Genomic DNA, 16281 nt, shown 5'->3' with positions numbered 1-16281 from the left:
ACGGCACGCCGCCGCCCTGAGGAACGCGGTGCTCCGGGTCCATGCGTACCGGTATCGTTGTGGAGAACGATAGGTTTGCCCTCCGTCGGAACGGACGACCGAGATGACCCGGCGGATCGGTACGCGAAATCCAGACAGCTAGCGGGTCTCCCGGCTGGTCGTGAGAGCAAGGGAGAGACTTATTAGCGCTGTTCTCAATGGATTGTGAGGAAAACCACCATGGGTCGAGTCGACGTAACGGGGTTGACGAAGCGCTACAGCGAGGGGAGCGAAGAGGAGGTCGTCGCCGTCGAGGACCTCGACCTCACGATCGAGGACGGGGAGTTCCTGGTGCTGGTCGGGCCATCGGGCTGTGGGAAGTCAACCACGCTTCGCTGTCTGGCGGGGTTGGAGATGCCTACCGAAGGGTCGATCGCCCTCGACGGGGTCGACGTCACCGACGACCGACCCAAGGAACGCGGGGTCGCGATGGTGTTCCAGAACTACGCGCTCTATCCCCACATGACCGTCCGCGAGAACATGCGCTTCGGGCTGAAACACACCACCGATCTCTCGAGCGCGGAGATCGAGGAGAAGGTCGAGTGGGCGGCCGACCTCCTCGACATCACTGAGCTCCTCGATAAGAAGCCGAAGGAGCTCTCGGGCGGCCAGCAACAGCGCGTCGCGCTCGGCCGGTCGATCGTTCGCGATCCGGAGATCTTCCTGATGGACGAGCCGCTCAGCAACCTCGATGCGAAGCTCCGGACGACCATGCGGACCGAGCTCCAACAGCTCCAGTCCGACCTCGAGGTGACGACCGTCTACGTAACCCACGACCAGACCGAGGCGATGACGATGGGCGATCGCATCGCCGTGCTTGATAAGGGCAAACTCCAGCAGGTCGGCACGCCGCTCGAGTGTTACCACGAGCCGGCGAACGCGTTCGTCGCGGGCTTCATCGGCTCGCCCAGCATGAACTTCCTCGACGTCACCTACCGTGACGGCCGACTGGAGGCCGACGAGTTCACCTACGAGATCACCCCGGAGATCGAACGTGCACTCGAGGACGCGCCCGCCGAACTGTCGCTCGGCATTCGACCCGGGGACGTCGAGCTGGCCGACCCGTCGGTAGAGAACGCGATCCCCGCGACGGTCGAGGTCGTCGAGCCGATGGGCGAGGTCACCCAGCTGTATCTGGACGTCGGCGGGCAGTCCTACACCGCAAGCGTCAGCGGCGAGCTCCGGATCGACGACGACCAGCAACTCCACGTCGTCTTCCCGCCGGAGCGCGTCCACCTCTTCGATCGTCGAACGGGCGAGGCGGTGAAGAACCGCGAGGCGATCGACGAGGGGGAGGCGCTCGAGGCACACATGGTTACGGCGGAGTGACGACCGCGCGGTCGGCCGTCGTCGATCGGTCGCCGTGTGGTCGAGGGCCCGAAGACGAGTACGCCGTCGAACCGGTAGACGGCAGCCGGAAGGCGGGTTCCGTGGTGCGGGTCAGTTCCAGGGCGCGTACTCGCGGTCGATGATCCGGTGCTCGCGGTCGATTCCGTCGATTCGTTCGATCTCCTCCCGGTCGAGCTCGAGCTCCCGTGCCGCGAGGTTCTGGCGGATGTGGTCCTCGCTGGTCGAGCGCGGGACGACCGCGACGTTCTCCTTCGAGAGGAGCCACGCCAGCGCGACCTGTGCGGCCGTCGCGTCGTGGGCGTCGGCGACGTCGGTGATCTCGGGGACGTCGAAGACCTCGCCGCGCGCGATCGGACAGTAGGCGACCAGCCAGTGGTCGTGTTCGACGGCGTACTCGCGAAGCGCCTCCTGCTGGAGAAGCGGGTGGCACTCGACCTGGTTCGCGAACAGCGGCGCATCGAGGACGTCGAGGGCGACGTCGAGCGTCTCGGGTTCGAAGTTCGAGACGCCGACGTGCCGGACGGCGCCCTCCTCCCGGAGCTCCTCGAACGCGCCGAGCGTCGTCTCGGGGTCGTAGCAGCCCGCCGGCCAGTGGACGTAGAGCAGGTCGACGTAGTCGGTTCCGAGCCGGTCGAGACAGGCCGAGACGGCCTCGCGGACGTCCTCGCGTTCCGGGCCGGGGACGTCGACGTGGACCGTCTTCGTCGCGAGGAACACGTCCTCGCGGGGAACGTCGGCACGCCGCATCCCCTCACCGACGTACTCCTCGTTCTCGTAGACCTGCGCGGTGTCGAGGTGTCGGTATCCGGCGTCGAGCGCCGTCCGCACGCAGTCGATCCACTGCTCCCTGTTCGACGCCGAGTACGTCCCGAGTCCGATCCGGGGCATCGCTCCTGGCATGCTCGAGACCAGTAGGGGCGGGTAGATCAACGTGATGCTCGCCGCACCGTCAAGAGGAACGCCGGGGGTGCTTCGGGGTCGTCGAACAGCTCACGCGGGTCCGTTCGGATCGCTCGAGGGCGGTCGAGCGGCCGGATCAGTCGGCTACGGCCTCGGCCTCCTCCTGAAGGCGGCGTTCGGCCTCGTCACGGTCCTCGGGGTAGCCGACGTCGATCCGCCAGCCGTCGAGTCCGATCGCGTCGATCGTCCGACCCGAACGGATCAGCAGGTCGATCGCCTCGCTGATCTCGTACTCGCCGCGGTTCGAGGGCTGGACGAGATGGCACGCGTGGAATATCTCCGGCGTGAACGTGTAGAAACCGGTCATGACGAGGTTCGTCGGCGGGTCCTCGGGCTTCTCGACCACCTCGGTGATCTCGCCGAGGTGGTTCGTGTCACAGACGCCGTAGCGGGAGGCCTCCTCCCACGGCACCTCCTCGACCAGGAACGCGGCGTCGGCGCGTTCCTCCTGCTGGCGCCGCACCACGTCGGCGAGGTTCGCGTTGAAGATGTTGTCGCCGAGCATCAGCATGAACTCCTCGTCGATGTGGTCCTCGACGGTCAGCAGGGCGTGAGCCAGGCCCAACTGTTCGCGCTGGTGGGCGTAGGTGATCGGGATGCCCTCGTAGCTGTCGCCGAAGTGCTCGATGATGTGCTCCTTCATGTAGCCGACGACGACGACGAACTCCTCGGCGCCGAGTTCAGCGAGCCGGTCGAAGCAGTGGGCGACGAGCGGCTTTCCGTCGACCTCGACCATCGCCTTGGGCTTGTCGTCGGTGAGCGGGCGCAATCGAGTCCCCTTGCCGGCCGCGAGTACGACTGCTTTCATTCTACGATTATGGTCTCACTACTGTTGTAAATATATTCGGATGAAGCAGGTCAGGAACGTTCTCACCGCCGAACGCGTCAGAGGACCGGACGGCCGGATCGGGCGAGCGATGCACGGATCAGCCGTCCGCACCACGGTCGCCCGGCCGGCGAGCATCGACCCACCCGACGAGGAGCGCGAGGGCGCCGCTCGCGATCGTCGGCCAGCGGTCGGTGCTGAGGTAGAGGCCGGGCGTCGGGGGTTCGTACCCCGTCAGCGGCCACAAGACGGCGTAGGAGTGGCCCGACGGGTTGATCAACAACAGGTCCAGGAGGTGGTGGGACGCCGCCCCGAGTGCGAGCAGGACGAACACCCGTCTCCGGTGGCGCGAGGGGACCAGGAGGGTGCCGACGAGAACCGCGACGACGGATCCGCCGGCGGTGTGGAGGGCGAACCAGTCGAACGGAACGCCCAGCAGCGACTCGACGCGGTAGCTAGGGGCGAGGAGCCGGGCCTTCGTCATGTCGGGGATCATCGCACCCATCATCGCAACGGTGACGTACGGCGGTCCGAGCCACTCGTAGCGCCACGACGCGACCGTGGCGGCGGCGTAGGCGACCAGGACGTGCGTCAGCAGATCAGGCATCGCGTACCTCCCGGGGTTCGAAGCTCGAGGTCGAGGGATCGAACCGCCAGTCACGGAGGAAGCGCCCGAGCACCCAGAGACCGGCGACGAACGAGACGATCCAGGCGTAGTACGTCTCCCACCGGGAGACGACGACGGTCTCCTCCGCGTCGATCGTCCCGCCGGGCCGAGCGGTACCGAAGACGCGAAGCTCCTGGCCCGGCTCGACCGGTTCGTCGACGTTCTCGATCGTGAGCGTCAGTGCGCCGTCGATGTCGTCTCGGTGCTCGACGACGACCGGGTCGACGGCCACGACGGTGCCCGAGACCTCGACCCGATCTCCCTCGTAGGCGTCGTAGTTCCCGTCGAGGGCACCGTGGTCGGGATAGCGGTTCATCGACGGGTCGGGTGCGAGCGTTCCGGCCCCGACGAGTAGCCCGAACAGGACACAGAGCAACACTGCCAGACCCAGGAGACGGCTCCCGAGACGATCGATCATCCTCGAGTCATCCGAACGACGGAACCATAGCTCCGTCGACCCCTAGCGATACCGCGCGGCCGAACGGCGGGAACCGCGATCCTACGCTTCCGACTCCGATCCGGAGTCCGAACCGGACTCCAGGCTCATTCGGAGCTGTTTCTTGAGGTAGCGATAGCCCATGACGGCGATCAGCGCGGAGACGATCGCGCCGGGGACGCCGTATCGTTTGTAGCCGAACTTCATCGCCTTCCTCGCGATCGCGAGTGTGGTGACCATGTCCTCCATCGTTCGCCACGAGGTGGTAAAAATCCGGGCCCGGCATGCTCAGACCGCGCCGGTGCTCGCGGGTTCGGAAGATCCGTCCGGCCGACGGCGCCGGTCGGGAACGGACGTATCCAAACGCTGATTACGCCGAGAGAAGACGGTGAACGTAATGAAAGTCGCAGTCGTCGGCAGCGGCTACGTCGGGACGACGATCGCCGCCTGCTTCGCCGATCTGGGCCACGACGTGACCGCGATCGACATCGACGAAGGGATCGTCGAGGGGCTCAACGAGGGGCGCGCGTCGATCCACGAACCCGGACTCGACGACCTGCTCGCCGAGCACGCCGGCGGGCGGCTCCGCGCGACGACCGACTACGACGCGATCACCGACTGCGAGGTGACGTTCCTCGCGCTGCCGACCCCCTCGCGCGAGGACGGCAGCATCGACGCCTCGATCATCGAGACCGGCGCGCGCTCGGTCGGCGAGGCGCTCGCGGGCACGAGCGAGGAGCATCTGATCGTCGTCAAGAGCACCGTGATTCCCGGGACCACCGAGGAGCGCCTCGTCCCCGCGATCGAGGAGGGCGCCGGCGAACGCGTTGGCGACCGGATCAGGGTGGGGATGAACCCCGAGTTCCTCCGCGAGGGAACCGCAGTCACCGACTTCCTCGACCCCGATAAGGTCGTGCTGGGAGCGGACGACGACTGGGGCCACGGGCGGCTCCGCGCCGTCTTCGAGCCGCTGATCGAGCGGGCCGATCCCGCCGTGATCGAGACGGAGATCCGCGAGGCCGAGATGATCAAGTACGCGAACAACGCGTTTCTCGCCTCGAAGATCAGCCTGATCAACGAGATCGGCAACGTCTGCAAGGAGTTCGGCGTCGACGCCTACCGGATCGCCGACGCGATCGGTCTCGACGACCGGATCGAGGCGAGCTTCCTCCGCTCGGGCGTCGGCTGGGGCGGCTCGTGTTTCCCGAAGGACGTCGACGCGCTCCGGGCGGCCGCCCGCGAGGCTGGCTACGAGCCCGAACTGCTCGATGCGGTCGTCGGCGTGAACGACCGCCAGCCCGATCGCATGCTCGCGCTGCTCGAGAGACACGTCGACCCCGCCGGAAAGCGCATCGCGGTTCTGGGACTCGCGTTCAAGCCCGGCACCGACGACGTCCGCAACTCGCGGGCGATCCCGGCGATCGAGGGCCTCGAGCGACGCGGGGCCGACGTGGTGGCGTACGACCCCGTCGCGACCGAACGGATGCGCGAGCTGTTCCCCGACGTGGAGTACGCGGAGAGCGCGGCGGCCGCCCTCGACGGGGCTCACGGCGTCCTCGTCGTCACCGACTGGGACGAGTTCGCCGCCCTCGACGACGAGTTCGGGACGATGGAGGAGCCGGTCGTGATCGACGGTCGACGGATCGTCGAGCCCCGCGAGGGGATCACGTACGAGGGGTTGACCTGGTAGATGCAGGCGGTCGTTCCGGCCGCGGGAGAGGGGACCCGTCTGCGGCCGCTCACCGACGAGACGCCGAAGGCGCTGATCGAGGTCGCCGGGAAACCGATCCTCACCCACTGTTTCGAACAGCTCGTCGAGCTCGGCGTCGACGAGTTGATCGTCGTCGTCGGCTACGAGAGCGAGGCGATCCGCGAACACTACGGCGAGGCGTTCGAGGGAACGCCGATCAGCTACGCCGAACAGGCCGAGCAACGGGGCCTCGCTCACGCCATCGCGCAGGCCGAATCCCACGTCGACGGCCCCTTCCTCGTCATGAACGGCGACAACGTCCTCCGGGGCAACCTCGAGGAGGTCGTCGAACGCTTCCGTCGTGACGACGTCGACGGTGTCCTGCTGGTCGACGAGGTCTCCGAGGCGGAGGCGCGCCACACGGGCGTGATCGATCTCTCGGCGGAGGGCACCGTCCGATCGATCGTCGAGAAGCCGGAGAACCCGCCGTCGCGGCTCGTCACCACGGGGTTCGCCGCCCTCCCCCCGGAGACGATCGAGGCGTGTCGACGGATCGAATCCTCGGGACGCGACGAGTACGAGCTCCCGGACGCGTTGACGCTGCTCGTCGAGGAGGGGACACGGATCGAGACGATCGAACTCGACGGCTGGCGGGTCAACGTCAACACGCCCGCGGACGTCGAACGCGCGGAGACGCTACTGTAGCGAGGATTCGGGCCGGACCGGGTCGACGACGGCCGACGAATGCAGGCGTGGGGTTGAACTCCCTCAAGCAGTCACCGTCGACCATGCAGGAAGAGGAGTTCGTTTTCACGGTGCAGCGACACGCGAACATCGAATCGGACGACGACGCCTACGCGGCCACGACCGCTACGCTCCGGACGCTCGGCGAACGGATCACGCGCGGCGAGGCCGAGGACATCGCCTCCCAGCTCCCGGCGACCCTCGAGAACGCCCTGACGGATCCGAACGACGAGCGGCCCGAGGCCGAGGAGTTCCCGGTCGACGAGTTCGTCGAGCGGGTCGAGGAGCGAGAGCGCGACCGGATCGAGGAGGCGACGATCGACGGCGGGCTCCACGCACAGGCCGTGACGACGACGCTGGGCGAGGCGGTCAGCGGCGGCGAGCTCGATAACGCGCGCGAACAGCTCCCCGAGGAATTCGAGGAGCTGTTCGAGCCGGTCGATATGAGCGAGGAGCAGTTCTAAGTCCCGAAAAGGCGGATCGGACCGATTTACACGTTCCACCTTCCTGCACATCACGCCATCGCTCGTTCGGAGAGCACCGCGTCCTCGACGGTCGGGACATCCGTGACCCGGCAGTCGAAGCGGGGCCTTTTTGACCTTCTTCGGGGTCTCTACGGTATGGACGACGCTCCGGAGATCGGCGAACTCGTACCGCCCGACAGGACGCTGATGGGTCCCGGACCCAGCGACGTCCACCCGCGCGTGCTCCGCGCGATGGCGACGCCGCTGGTCGGCTACCTCGACGGGTTCTACGTCGAGATGATGAACGACGCGACGGAGGCGCTTCGGTACCTGTTCCGGACGGAGAACGAACACACGCTCGCGGTCAGCGGCACGGGATCGGCCGCGATGGAGACCGCGTTCGCGAACCTCGTCGAGCCCGGCGAGACCGTTCTGGTCCCGTCGAACGGCTACTTCGGCGAACGGATGGGGGAGATCGCCGCCCGCGCGGGCGGTGACGTCGTCACCGTCGACGCGCCGTGGGGCGAGCCGCTCGATCCGGCGGCCGTCGAGCGGGCGTTCGACGAACACTCCCCGACCGTCTTCGGGTTCGTCCACGGCGAGACGAGCACGGGCGTCCGCCAGACGGACGTCCCCGAGCTGACCCGCATCGCCCACGCGAACGACGCCTACGCGATCGCCGACACGGTGGCGTCGCTCGGCGGCGTCGAGTTCCACACCGACGAGTGGGAGGTCGACGTCGTCTACTCGGGCTCCCAGAAGTGCCTCTCGGCGCCGCCGGGCGCGAGCCCCATCACGTTGAACGACCGCGCGATGGAGAAGGTTCGCTCGCGGGAGGAGCCGGTCCGGTCGTGGTATCTCGACCTGGAGGGGGTCTGGGAGTACTGGGGTGACGACCCCAGCTACCACCACACGGGCCCGGTCTCGACGACGTACGCGCTGCGCGAGGCGCTTCGCATGGTCGTCGAGGAGGGTCTCGAGTCGACGTGGGAGCGCCACGAGCGCGTTGCCGGCGCGCTCGTGGCCGGCGTCGAGGCGATGGGCGTCGGGCTGAACGTCGCCGAGGAGCACTGGCTGCCGACGCTCAACCCCGTTCGCGTCCCGTCGGCGGTCGACGACGGCGCCGTCGTCGACCGGCTGCTCGCGGAACACGGTATCGAGATCGTCAGCGGGCTCGGCGCCCTCGAGGGCGAGGTCTTCCGCGTCGGCTGCATGGGCCACTCCGCACGGCCGGCGAAGGCGCTCGGGTTCGTCTCGGCGTTCGGCTCGGCGCTCTCCGCGGCGGGCGCGGACGTCGACCCCGAGGCCGGGATCGCGGCGGCGGGCCGCGCGCTCGACGACGATCGCTGACGACTGCGGATCGACGGGAGAGCGGTCGAACTATGGACGAGCGTTCTGCAGTGACGATCGATGGTTCACGAGGGCCGGACCTACTACGGCTGGGTCGTCGTCGGGGCGTGTTTCCTCGGCTCGTTCGTCGTCTTCGGACTCTCCTATTCCTTCGGCGTCTTCTTCGAGCGGATGCTCGCGGAGTTCGGCCGCTCGCGTGGCACGACGTCGATCGCCTTCGGCGTCCAGTCGCTGATGCTGTATCTCGGCGCCGTCGGGATCGGCGTGTTGATCGACCGCTACGGCACTCGCCGAATGCTCGCGGTCGGGGCGGCCGTCCTCTCGTTCGGGCTGGTCTGGACCAGCCGTGCGGAGTCGCTCGCCGTGCTCGTCGTCGCCTACGGCGTCGTTACGGGACTCGGGCTGAGCGTCGTCTTCGTCGTCTCCTACGCGACCGTTCCCCGGTGGTTCGACCGCAGACAGGGACTCGCCGGCGGCCTGGCGTCGGCCGGTCTGGGCGCCGGCATGCTCGTCGTCGCACCCGCCGCGGACGCGCTGATCGTACGATTCGGCTGGCGGTCGGCGCTGCTGGTGATGGCCGCCGGCGTCGTCGTGCTGCTATGCGCGATGATCGGCGCGATCCGTGACGAACCCGAACCCGAGGAGGTCCCCGAACGGGAGTTCGACGGCGGTTTCCACGCGAACGAGCGGACCGCTCTGGGAGAGCAGTTCGCGGACGTCGTGGCGATCGCCCGCTCGCCGGCGTTCCTCGCGCTGTTCTGTGGCTGGCTGCTGATCTACACCACGCTCTACGTCGTGCTCGCCCACCTCGTCGTCCACGTCCTCGACCTGGGGCTCTCGCGGACGGTCGGCGCGACGGCGATCGCGCTCGTCGGCGGGACGAGCGTCGTCGGGCGGGTCACCGTCGGCCACGCCGCCGACCGACTCGGTCGCGTGCGGACGTTCGCCGCCTGTTCAGCGGTCATGGGCGCGGCGACCCTCGTGCTCCCCGCGCTCGACGCGGCGATACCGCTGTTCGCGTTCGCGGTCGTCTACGGCTTCGCCTACGGGGGCAACGGCGCGCTGCTCGCGCCGCTGACGGCCGACCTGTTCGGTCGGGAGAACATCAACGCCGTGTTCGGTCTGCTCTCGACGTCACTGGGGATCGCGGGGCTCGCCTCTCCGTACGTCGCGGGCGCCGGCCACGACGCGATCGGCAGCTACACGCCGGCGTTCGTCGCCGCGGGGCTGGCGGCGCTGGTCGGCGCCGGCGCGATCGTCGCCGCGGGTCGCCTCCGGGAGTAGAACCGTCGCACAGTGAGTTCCCCGGGGCGGTTCGAGCGAGGCGCTTCCGGCCACCGGGGCGAGGAACTATGGCCCGACGATCCGAGGACCCGTGCATGCGCGTAGCCGCGTTCAGCGAACTGATCGGTCCGGACGGCGTCTCGATCGAGGAGCGCGACGACCCCCGACCGGAGCCCAGTCAGGCGGTCGTCGACGTCGAGGCGTGCGCGATCAACCGCCACGACCTCTGGATCCTCCAGGGGGACTCGGCGATGGTCGATGCGGCCGACCTCCCGTTCGTCTCGGGGCTGGACGTCGCCGGCGTCGTCGAGCGCGTCGGCGAGGACTGTGACGTCGACCCGGGCGATCGGGTGGTGCTCTGTCCGAACCAGAGCTGTGGGACGTGTCGCTACTGTCGAGAGGGCCCCGAGAACCGATGTGTCGAGTTCTCACTCTATCACGGCGGGCTCGCGGAGGAGGCGCTGGTGTCGGCCGACCGGCTCGTTCGCCTGCCCGACGGCGTCGGGCCGGCCGCCGCGGCGGCGCTGCCGACGGCGTACGTGACGGCGTGGCACATGATCCGTCGGGCAGGGATCGGCCCCGGTGATCGAGTGCTCGTTCCCGGCGCGACCGGCGGCGTCGGCGTCGCCGCGATCCAGCTGTTGGGCGTCCTCGGCGCGCGTTCGGTCGGAAGCTCCCGATCGGCCGAGAGGCTCGAGCGCGTCGCCGCCCTCGGCGCCGACCACACGATCGAGAGCGACGACCCCGAAGAGATGGCCGACGAGGTCCTGGAGGTCGGCGAGACGACCGCGGTGCTCAATCACCTCGGCGGCGGCGGATACCTGAAGGCCGGGCTGCGGACGCTCGAACGCGGCGGCCGGATGGTCGTCTGCGGACGCACGGCGGGCGACGTGGGGGAGATCGACGTGAGTTCGGTCTTTCTCTCCCACCACCACGTGATCGGGAGTACGATGGGCACGCAGCCGGATCTCGAACGGCTGGTGGAGATGACCGCGGATGGCGCCCTCGAGCCCGTCGTGGACGGCGAGTTCGACCTCGAGGAGACCGCCGCGGCGTTCGCCGCGATGCAGGAGGACGACACGGTCGGCAAGCTGATCGTCCGTCCTTAATCGATCGGAGACGTCGTGCGCGGACCGGCGGAACGGTCTAGAGCAGACCCATGATCGTCTGGGCCAGCGACTCCGCGGTCAGCGCCGAACTGACGAACATCAGGACCACGACGGCGAGGAACACGGCCTTTTCGAGTCGCGTGACGTCGAAGTACCGCGAGACCGCCGCGTACAGCGCGACCGCCGTGATCGGCAGGCCGATCACGCCGTTGACCGCCGGCATCGTGATCGCGAGCGTGACCGGCGTGAAGTCGGTGAACGCGAGGATCGGCAGCGCCAGCAGCACCGAGAGGATGATCAGCGAGTTGACGACGCCGCGGAACCGGTAGTCGCCGAACCGGGTCTTGTGGCCGTACGCCTGAGGAACGATGAACCCCGCGCCGAACAGCGTGCCGGTTGCGCTGGTGAACGAGGCGGCGCCCGCCCCGATGAGGAACACGTCGAGCGCCCACGGGCCGAGCGCTGCCGCGAGCGGTTCTCCAGGGGCCGTCAGGGTGACCTGTCCCTCGGGGATCGTCATCGCCGCGACCGTCATCACCGCGACGCTCAGCACGATCACCGTCACGAGCCCGACCGTGTGATCACGCCGGTAGCGCGACACCAGTTCCCAGTCCTTCGTCTTCGCCATGCTCGTCTGGATGAAGAAGTTGGGGTAGTAGACGGTGGTCCCCATCAGCGCGATGATCATCGTGAGATACCCGAAGTCGGAGACGATCTGAGGAACGAAACCCTGGGCGATCGACTCCAGCGGAAGGTCGAGCCCGAGCACGATGACGAGATACGAGGCGAAGATCGCCAGCGCGAGCGCCGCGATCACTCCCTCGATTCGGTTGTAGAGCCGAAGCTCGACGAGCGCGACCCCGAGCGCGGCGGTGAGGATGATGCCGACGTAGAGGTTCGCGAGCGGCGTGAGATAGACGACCACGGCGCCGGCGATCGAGTAGTTGGCCACGCTCCAGAAGTGCATGATGAACGAGAGCCCGATCGCGAACGGTTTGGCCGCGGTCTCGCCGATGACGTCCTTGATGTAGGCCATCAGCGGGCGATCGTCGGCGGCGAGGCGCGCCGACATCTCGTGCATTCCGAGCCCCACGAACAGCGTCACCGGTAGCACCCACAACAGCCCGAAACCGAAGTTGGCGCCTGCCTCGGAGAGGATGAACACCGACCCCGCACCGAAGATGTTGGTGGCGAACAACAATCCGAGGCCGTACTGGCGGACGAGTTCCTTCGTATGTCTTACTGGCTGCTCCAGATAGTTGCCCGTGCTCATGTGATCGGTCTCGTCCCGGCTCTGGTCCCATGATAGCATAAGGTCTAAGCTTGCAATCCCATATATACATTAATTTTATCAATAGAAATAAATGAGTATCCTCGAAAAGGGATCTCTGAGGCCGAGCTACGAAACAGGTATAAACTCCACCGTCTCCCGCCGATCGGAGGTCGCGAGACGACTTCTCGCGTGTCGGCGCGTTCGACGGATCGGCCCTCACCTACCCTTTCGGTGGAGGGCCGAGTCCAGATGGAGGATCGAAGCACGCTATTCGTGTGTCAACGCGGTACGCAGACCGTGGCGCCACGAGACGACACGGGAGAACGCGAGGAGAACGGTGCGGGAGGGAAACGGGGGAGTGCCAACGGTGTGGACGGCCGGCGCCGGGAGACGCGAAGCGCTGTCCGGCGTGTGACTTGACTATCGGCCGCGCCTCGAAGGTGCTGCGGTCGGCGTCGTGATACTCGGCGCCGTCTCGCGATATCGGTCCTCGGCTCCTGGTTCATCGTACCCCGGTGGTGCTCGGCCTCGGCATGCTCCGTCTCTCGCCGTTCATGACCGTCACGAACAGCGATGTGATGCCCGGCAGCGCAGCGCCGACCGGAAGACGGCCGGAGGACTGACCCCGTCGGTCTCCTCGAGATCGGGATCCGCGTCCTCACCCTCGACGGGACTGGGACATTCCGCGAGCGCCATTGCGCTCGCCGAACCCCTTCTCTCGATGAACCGCCACCGGTGAAGCGTCCTTCTCGTTTCTTCCTCTCAGCGGTCGAACGCCGATGACCGCAGAGCGCCGCTCCCGTTCCGACTCCTCGCGCGCCGGCGCGTCGCGAACCGATGAGGACGGGGGGAGGCGACGGTATAACCGTCTCGGCGTGCTACCGGTTCCATGGCGACCATCGCCGAACTCCACATCCCCGCGGACGAGTTCGTCCTCCAACATACGCTCGACACCCTCGACGTCGACTTCGAGATCGAACGGATCGTCGCCCACGATCCCGAGGAGATCATGCCGTACATCTGGGCGACGGGCGCCGACTCGGACGAACTCGAATCGACGCTAGAGGAGGATCCGAGCGTCGACGAGATCGATCGAATCGCCCGGCCGGACGACGCCGTCCTCTACCAGATGCACTGGCTCGACTCGATCCAGACGCTCGTTCACATCCTCATCGAGGAGGAGGGGACGATTCTCGTCGCGGAGGGGAACCGAAGCGGCTGGTTCCTCCGGGTGTTGTTCCCCGATCGAGACTCGCTCTCGCGGGCCTACGACTTCTGCCGGGAGAACGGCCTCTCGCTCGACGTCCAGCGGATCTACAACGTCGACGATGGGCGGCAGGGCCGGTTCGGCCTCACCAACGAACAGGAGGAGACCATCACCGCGGCCTACGAACGGGGGTACTACGACGTTCCCCGCGGCGTCTCGCTTAGCGACTTCGCCGAGGAGCTCGACGTCTCCCACCAGGCGCTCTCCGAGCGGCTCCGACGCGGCCACAAGACGCTCGTCGAGAACTCGGTCGTCCTCGGCCGCGGCGAGGAGGAGGACGAAGAGGACTGATCGAACCGACGGGATCGTTCGGCCGCCAGCTTCGGACGACGCCGGCGTGCGAGGACACCACGTCGCCGGCCTTGACCGAGGCACCCGGCCCCTCGGTTCGACCAGCAGCGAGACTGGTGCCGAGCGAAGGCCTCTCAGGAGGTCCGCTTCCAGGACGACAGGTCGAACGCCGACGTAACGCGCTTTACGAGGTTCGACCCGGACTCGGTCTCGACCTCGACCGCCGACGGACGCGTTATCGAGTCGTCCCGTTCGAGTCGGAGAATCGTCACTCCCTGCTCGGTCGCCGTTCGCAGCAGCTCCGTCGAGGGGTCGTCGTCGACCGAGAGCACCAGCGGTCGGGCCTCGAGTCGCTGAGCGACTAGGTCGATGTAGCGGACGTCCCCCGCGTCCACGCCGGAGTGGACGTCGGCGACGAGCTGCTGATCGAGGAGCGCGTCCTGGGCCCGGAGGTGGACCGGATACGCTTTCTCGCCGTCACGCACGGTGATATCGACCTCGACCTCGAATCCGCGCGATTCGAACTCGTCGGCCAGCAGGTCTCTGGCGTCGATCTGGGACGAACACCATCGTTCGCCGTCGTCGGAGAGTCGGTAGTCGTAAAGGGTATTCTCGATCGCCTCCTCGGGCGGACAGAGGTGGAGACAGTCCCGACACCAGAGCCGGTGGGCGGGCGTGTCGAACCGCTCCTCGCACTCCTGACAGCGGTGTTTTCGCTCGATCGTCAGCTCCGAGGAGTCGAATCGCGCGTCGCAGTTCGGACAGCGGTGTTCGTCCGATAGGTCGTTTTCCTCGAACTCCGTCGACGGGCCGACGTAACCACATGAATCGTGCTCGAAGAACGCGGGCCGGTCGGTGTGGGTCGACTCACAGTACGGACACGCCGTGATGAACTGCAGGCCCCCCGTCCGGCAGGAGGGACAGACGTACGTCTTTGAGGTGTACTCCTTCTCGAGCAGCCCCACCCCGGCCAGCGAATCAAGCGTCTCCCGGGGGGACGCTCCGTGGAACTCGAGGTAGTGCTGAGCCTCGGTATACTCGACCCGTCCCTCCTCGTCGATCGTCGGTTCGACACCCGCGAGCGAGCCGTCGCTCAACGCCGAGAGCAGCCGCAGCGCGTCAGCTCTAACCATAGCAAGTCATACGTATTCAACCATAAGAATCTACGTAGTCGTTACTATTCATCTCGTCTTCACGACGGTTTTTGCAAATCCGCGATCGGACGAGAGTCGATCGCCGTCGAGAACTTGCCCGACGATCGTGCGACAATGTCGCGATGGCCGATGTCTCGGCCGTGTTCGTCCGCCAGTTAGCCGCAGCACGGACTGTCCCGCTGTGTGCTCTTGCTGGCATTGGAGTAATTTGATATAGTATAGGTTCGAAGCCGGAGACGACATGGCTTCCGCCGGAGAGGTCCGTCTCGTCTCAAGGCTCTACGACCAGCCGGACGCGTCGTTTGAGCCCCGAATTCGGGACGGCGTCGTCGAGTACCCGGCCGCCGCGTCGATGTTGGACGACCGGGATCGTCCCACGACCAGCACGCTCGACGACCTCGCCGATGCCGGAGTCCTGAACAAGCGGTACACGACCAAGTCCTACGTCTGTCCCGGCTGTACCAGCACCGATCTGAAGTACATTGGGGCGTGTCCTCGGTGTGGAAGCACGCACACGATCGGTCGAACGGTGGTCCGACACGCCGACTGTACCCATGCGAGTCCGCCGAAGGAGTTCGAACGGTCCGACGGGAGCCGGCACTGTCCGACCTGCGGACTCGCCGTCGACGGCACCAACCTGGAGTACAACCAACGGAACATCTGTCGAGAGTGCGAGGCCGAGTTCGCCGATCCCGACGATCGAATGCAGTGTCGTGAGTGTCGCAACACGTATGCGCCGATGCGAGTGGCCGAACGGACGCTCTACGAGTACTCGCTGACCGCTCGAGGGCAGGAGTGGTACGAAACGCAGATCAGGGCCCGGGAATTACTCGTGGAACGACTCGAGAATCGTGGATTCGAAACGGCGGTGGACGTCGCGGTCGCGGGCGACGACGGCGAGTACCCGGTTCACGTCCGCGCCGAAGAGCCGTTGCTGGATACGCGGGTTGTGGCTGATGTCCACGGCGACCCGTCCACGGCTGACCTCGATCACCTCCGAACGGCGGCCGAGCACGCGGACGCCACCGGGATCGTGATCGTCACGACGCCATCGATTCCCGCGGAGACGGCGAGGCTCATCGAGGGGAGAGGACTGAACCTCCTCGCACTCCACCCGGACAACGGCCTCACCAGAGAGTGGACGACGGCGGAGGCGTCCTCTGCCCCGTCCTCGTCGTAACGCCGTCTCGGCCCCCGATCAGCGAGCGGACCGGGCCAACATGCTTGACGCAGTACTAATCATAGGGGTTGAATTGCCATATAACAAACCATAATAATAAGGATAATATACTTGATCTCGGTATGAACAGGCGATGACTACTAGCGAAGCGACGATGTCGGCGCCAGTGAAGAGCGGTGACGCCTCGTACTGGAAGA

Annotated in this window: 17 protein-coding genes; 9 read left to right on the top strand and 8 right to left on the bottom strand. The window is 66.9% G+C overall.

The window, feature by feature from the left end:
• Window positions 1-219: 219 nt before the first annotated feature.
• On the top strand, window positions 220-1368 hold the full coding sequence (locus V0Z78_RS04355) for an ABC transporter ATP-binding protein (protein WP_336343400.1): 1149 nt from the start codon (window positions 220-222) through the stop codon (window positions 1366-1368).
• A gap of 111 nt (window positions 1369-1479) precedes the next feature.
• Here the strand turns inward: V0Z78_RS04355 and V0Z78_RS04350 are convergent, their stop codons facing one another.
• The 5 genes from V0Z78_RS04350 to V0Z78_RS04330 all read right to left on the bottom strand — a co-directional run bounded on the left by V0Z78_RS04350 (window position 1480) and on the right by V0Z78_RS04330 (window position 4518).
• Window positions 1480-2289, bottom strand: a complete 810-nt coding sequence (locus V0Z78_RS04350; RefSeq protein WP_336343399.1) for an aldo/keto reductase — start codon at window positions 2287-2289, stop codon at window positions 1480-1482.
• A gap of 136 nt (window positions 2290-2425) precedes the next feature.
• Entirely contained in the window at window positions 2426-3157 is a 732-nt protein-coding gene (gene aglF, locus V0Z78_RS04345) for a UTP--glucose-1-phosphate uridylyltransferase AglF (protein ID WP_336343398.1), read from the bottom strand.
• Between the two features lie 118 nt (window positions 3158-3275).
• Entirely contained in the window at window positions 3276-3782 is a 507-nt protein-coding gene (locus V0Z78_RS04340; protein ID WP_336343397.1) for a metal-dependent hydrolase, read from the bottom strand.
• On the bottom strand, window positions 3775-4260 hold the full coding sequence (locus tag V0Z78_RS04335) for a hypothetical protein (RefSeq protein ID WP_336343396.1): 486 nt from the start codon (window positions 4258-4260) through the stop codon (window positions 3775-3777). The genes V0Z78_RS04340 and V0Z78_RS04335 overlap by 8 nt, the downstream gene beginning before the upstream one ends.
• Window positions 4261-4341: 81 nt before the next feature.
• Window positions 4342-4518, bottom strand: coding sequence for a hypothetical protein (locus V0Z78_RS04330; protein ID WP_336343395.1), 177 nt, complete (start codon window positions 4516-4518; stop codon window positions 4342-4344).
• A 157-nt stretch (window positions 4519-4675) separates the two neighbouring features.
• Between V0Z78_RS04330 and aglM the strand changes: the two genes are divergently transcribed.
• The 6 genes from aglM to V0Z78_RS04300 all read left to right on the top strand — a co-directional run bounded on the left by aglM (window position 4676) and on the right by V0Z78_RS04300 (window position 10919).
• A complete protein-coding gene (gene aglM, locus V0Z78_RS04325) occupies window positions 4676-5968 on the top strand; it encodes a UDP-glucose 6-dehydrogenase AglM (protein ID WP_336343394.1) in 1293 nt (430 codons plus the stop codon).
• Window positions 5969-6673 carry a sugar phosphate nucleotidyltransferase gene (locus V0Z78_RS04320; protein ID WP_336343393.1) on the top strand — a complete coding sequence of 235 codons (705 nt, stop codon included), beginning with the start codon at window positions 5969-5971 and terminating at the stop codon, window positions 6671-6673. It begins immediately after the preceding gene.
• Between the two features lie 83 nt (window positions 6674-6756).
• A complete protein-coding gene (locus tag V0Z78_RS04315) occupies window positions 6757-7176 on the top strand; it encodes a DUF2267 domain-containing protein (RefSeq protein WP_336343392.1) in 420 nt (139 codons plus the stop codon).
• Window positions 7177-7332: 156 nt separating this feature from the next.
• On the top strand, window positions 7333-8526 hold the full coding sequence (locus V0Z78_RS04310) for a pyridoxal-phosphate-dependent aminotransferase family protein (protein ID WP_336343391.1): 1194 nt from the start codon (window positions 7333-7335) through the stop codon (window positions 8524-8526).
• Window positions 8527-8586: 60 nt separating this feature from the next.
• Window positions 8587-9810 (top strand): MFS transporter, encoded by a 1224-nt coding sequence (locus tag V0Z78_RS04305; protein WP_336343390.1) that lies wholly within the window; start codon window positions 8587-8589, stop codon window positions 9808-9810.
• Window positions 9811-9905: 95 nt separating this feature from the next.
• On the top strand, window positions 9906-10919 hold the full coding sequence (locus tag V0Z78_RS04300) for an alcohol dehydrogenase catalytic domain-containing protein (RefSeq protein WP_336343389.1): 1014 nt from the start codon (window positions 9906-9908) through the stop codon (window positions 10917-10919).
• Between the two features lie 37 nt (window positions 10920-10956).
• On the opposite strand, the gene V0Z78_RS04295 is transcribed toward V0Z78_RS04300, so the two are convergent.
• On the bottom strand, window positions 10957-12192 hold the full coding sequence (locus tag V0Z78_RS04295; RefSeq protein WP_336343388.1) for an NRAMP family divalent metal transporter: 1236 nt from the start codon (window positions 12190-12192) through the stop codon (window positions 10957-10959).
• A 561-nt stretch (window positions 12193-12753) separates the two neighbouring features.
• Window positions 12754-12888 carry a hypothetical protein gene (locus tag V0Z78_RS04290; RefSeq protein ID WP_336343387.1) on the bottom strand — a complete coding sequence of 45 codons (135 nt, stop codon included), beginning with the start codon at window positions 12886-12888 and terminating at the stop codon, window positions 12754-12756.
• 193 nt (window positions 12889-13081) lie between these two features.
• On the opposite strand from V0Z78_RS04290, the gene V0Z78_RS04285 reads away from it, so the two are divergent.
• Window positions 13082-13750, top strand: a complete 669-nt coding sequence (locus V0Z78_RS04285) for a helix-turn-helix domain-containing protein (protein ID WP_336343386.1) — start codon at window positions 13082-13084, stop codon at window positions 13748-13750.
• A gap of 134 nt (window positions 13751-13884) precedes the next feature.
• On the opposite strand, the gene V0Z78_RS04280 is transcribed toward V0Z78_RS04285, so the two are convergent.
• On the bottom strand, window positions 13885-14883 hold the full coding sequence (locus V0Z78_RS04280) for a TackOD1 domain-containing metal-binding protein (protein ID WP_336343385.1): 999 nt from the start codon (window positions 14881-14883) through the stop codon (window positions 13885-13887).
• A gap of 262 nt (window positions 14884-15145) precedes the next feature.
• On the opposite strand from V0Z78_RS04280, the gene V0Z78_RS04275 reads away from it, so the two are divergent.
• Complete coding sequence (locus tag V0Z78_RS04275; protein ID WP_336343384.1) at window positions 15146-16084, top strand: TackOD1 domain-containing metal-binding protein; 939 nt, start codon at window positions 15146-15148, stop codon at window positions 16082-16084.
• The last annotated feature ends 197 nt before the right edge of the window (window positions 16085-16281 follow it).

Origin of the sequence: Halalkalicoccus sp. CG83, from assembly GCF_037081715.1 — an archaeon.
Classification (GTDB): domain Archaea; phylum Halobacteriota; class Halobacteria; order Halobacteriales; family Halalkalicoccaceae; genus Halalkalicoccus; species Halalkalicoccus ordinarius.
The sequence above is the reverse complement of the archived record's forward strand: the minus strand, read 5'-3'. Positions and strand labels throughout refer to the sequence as shown.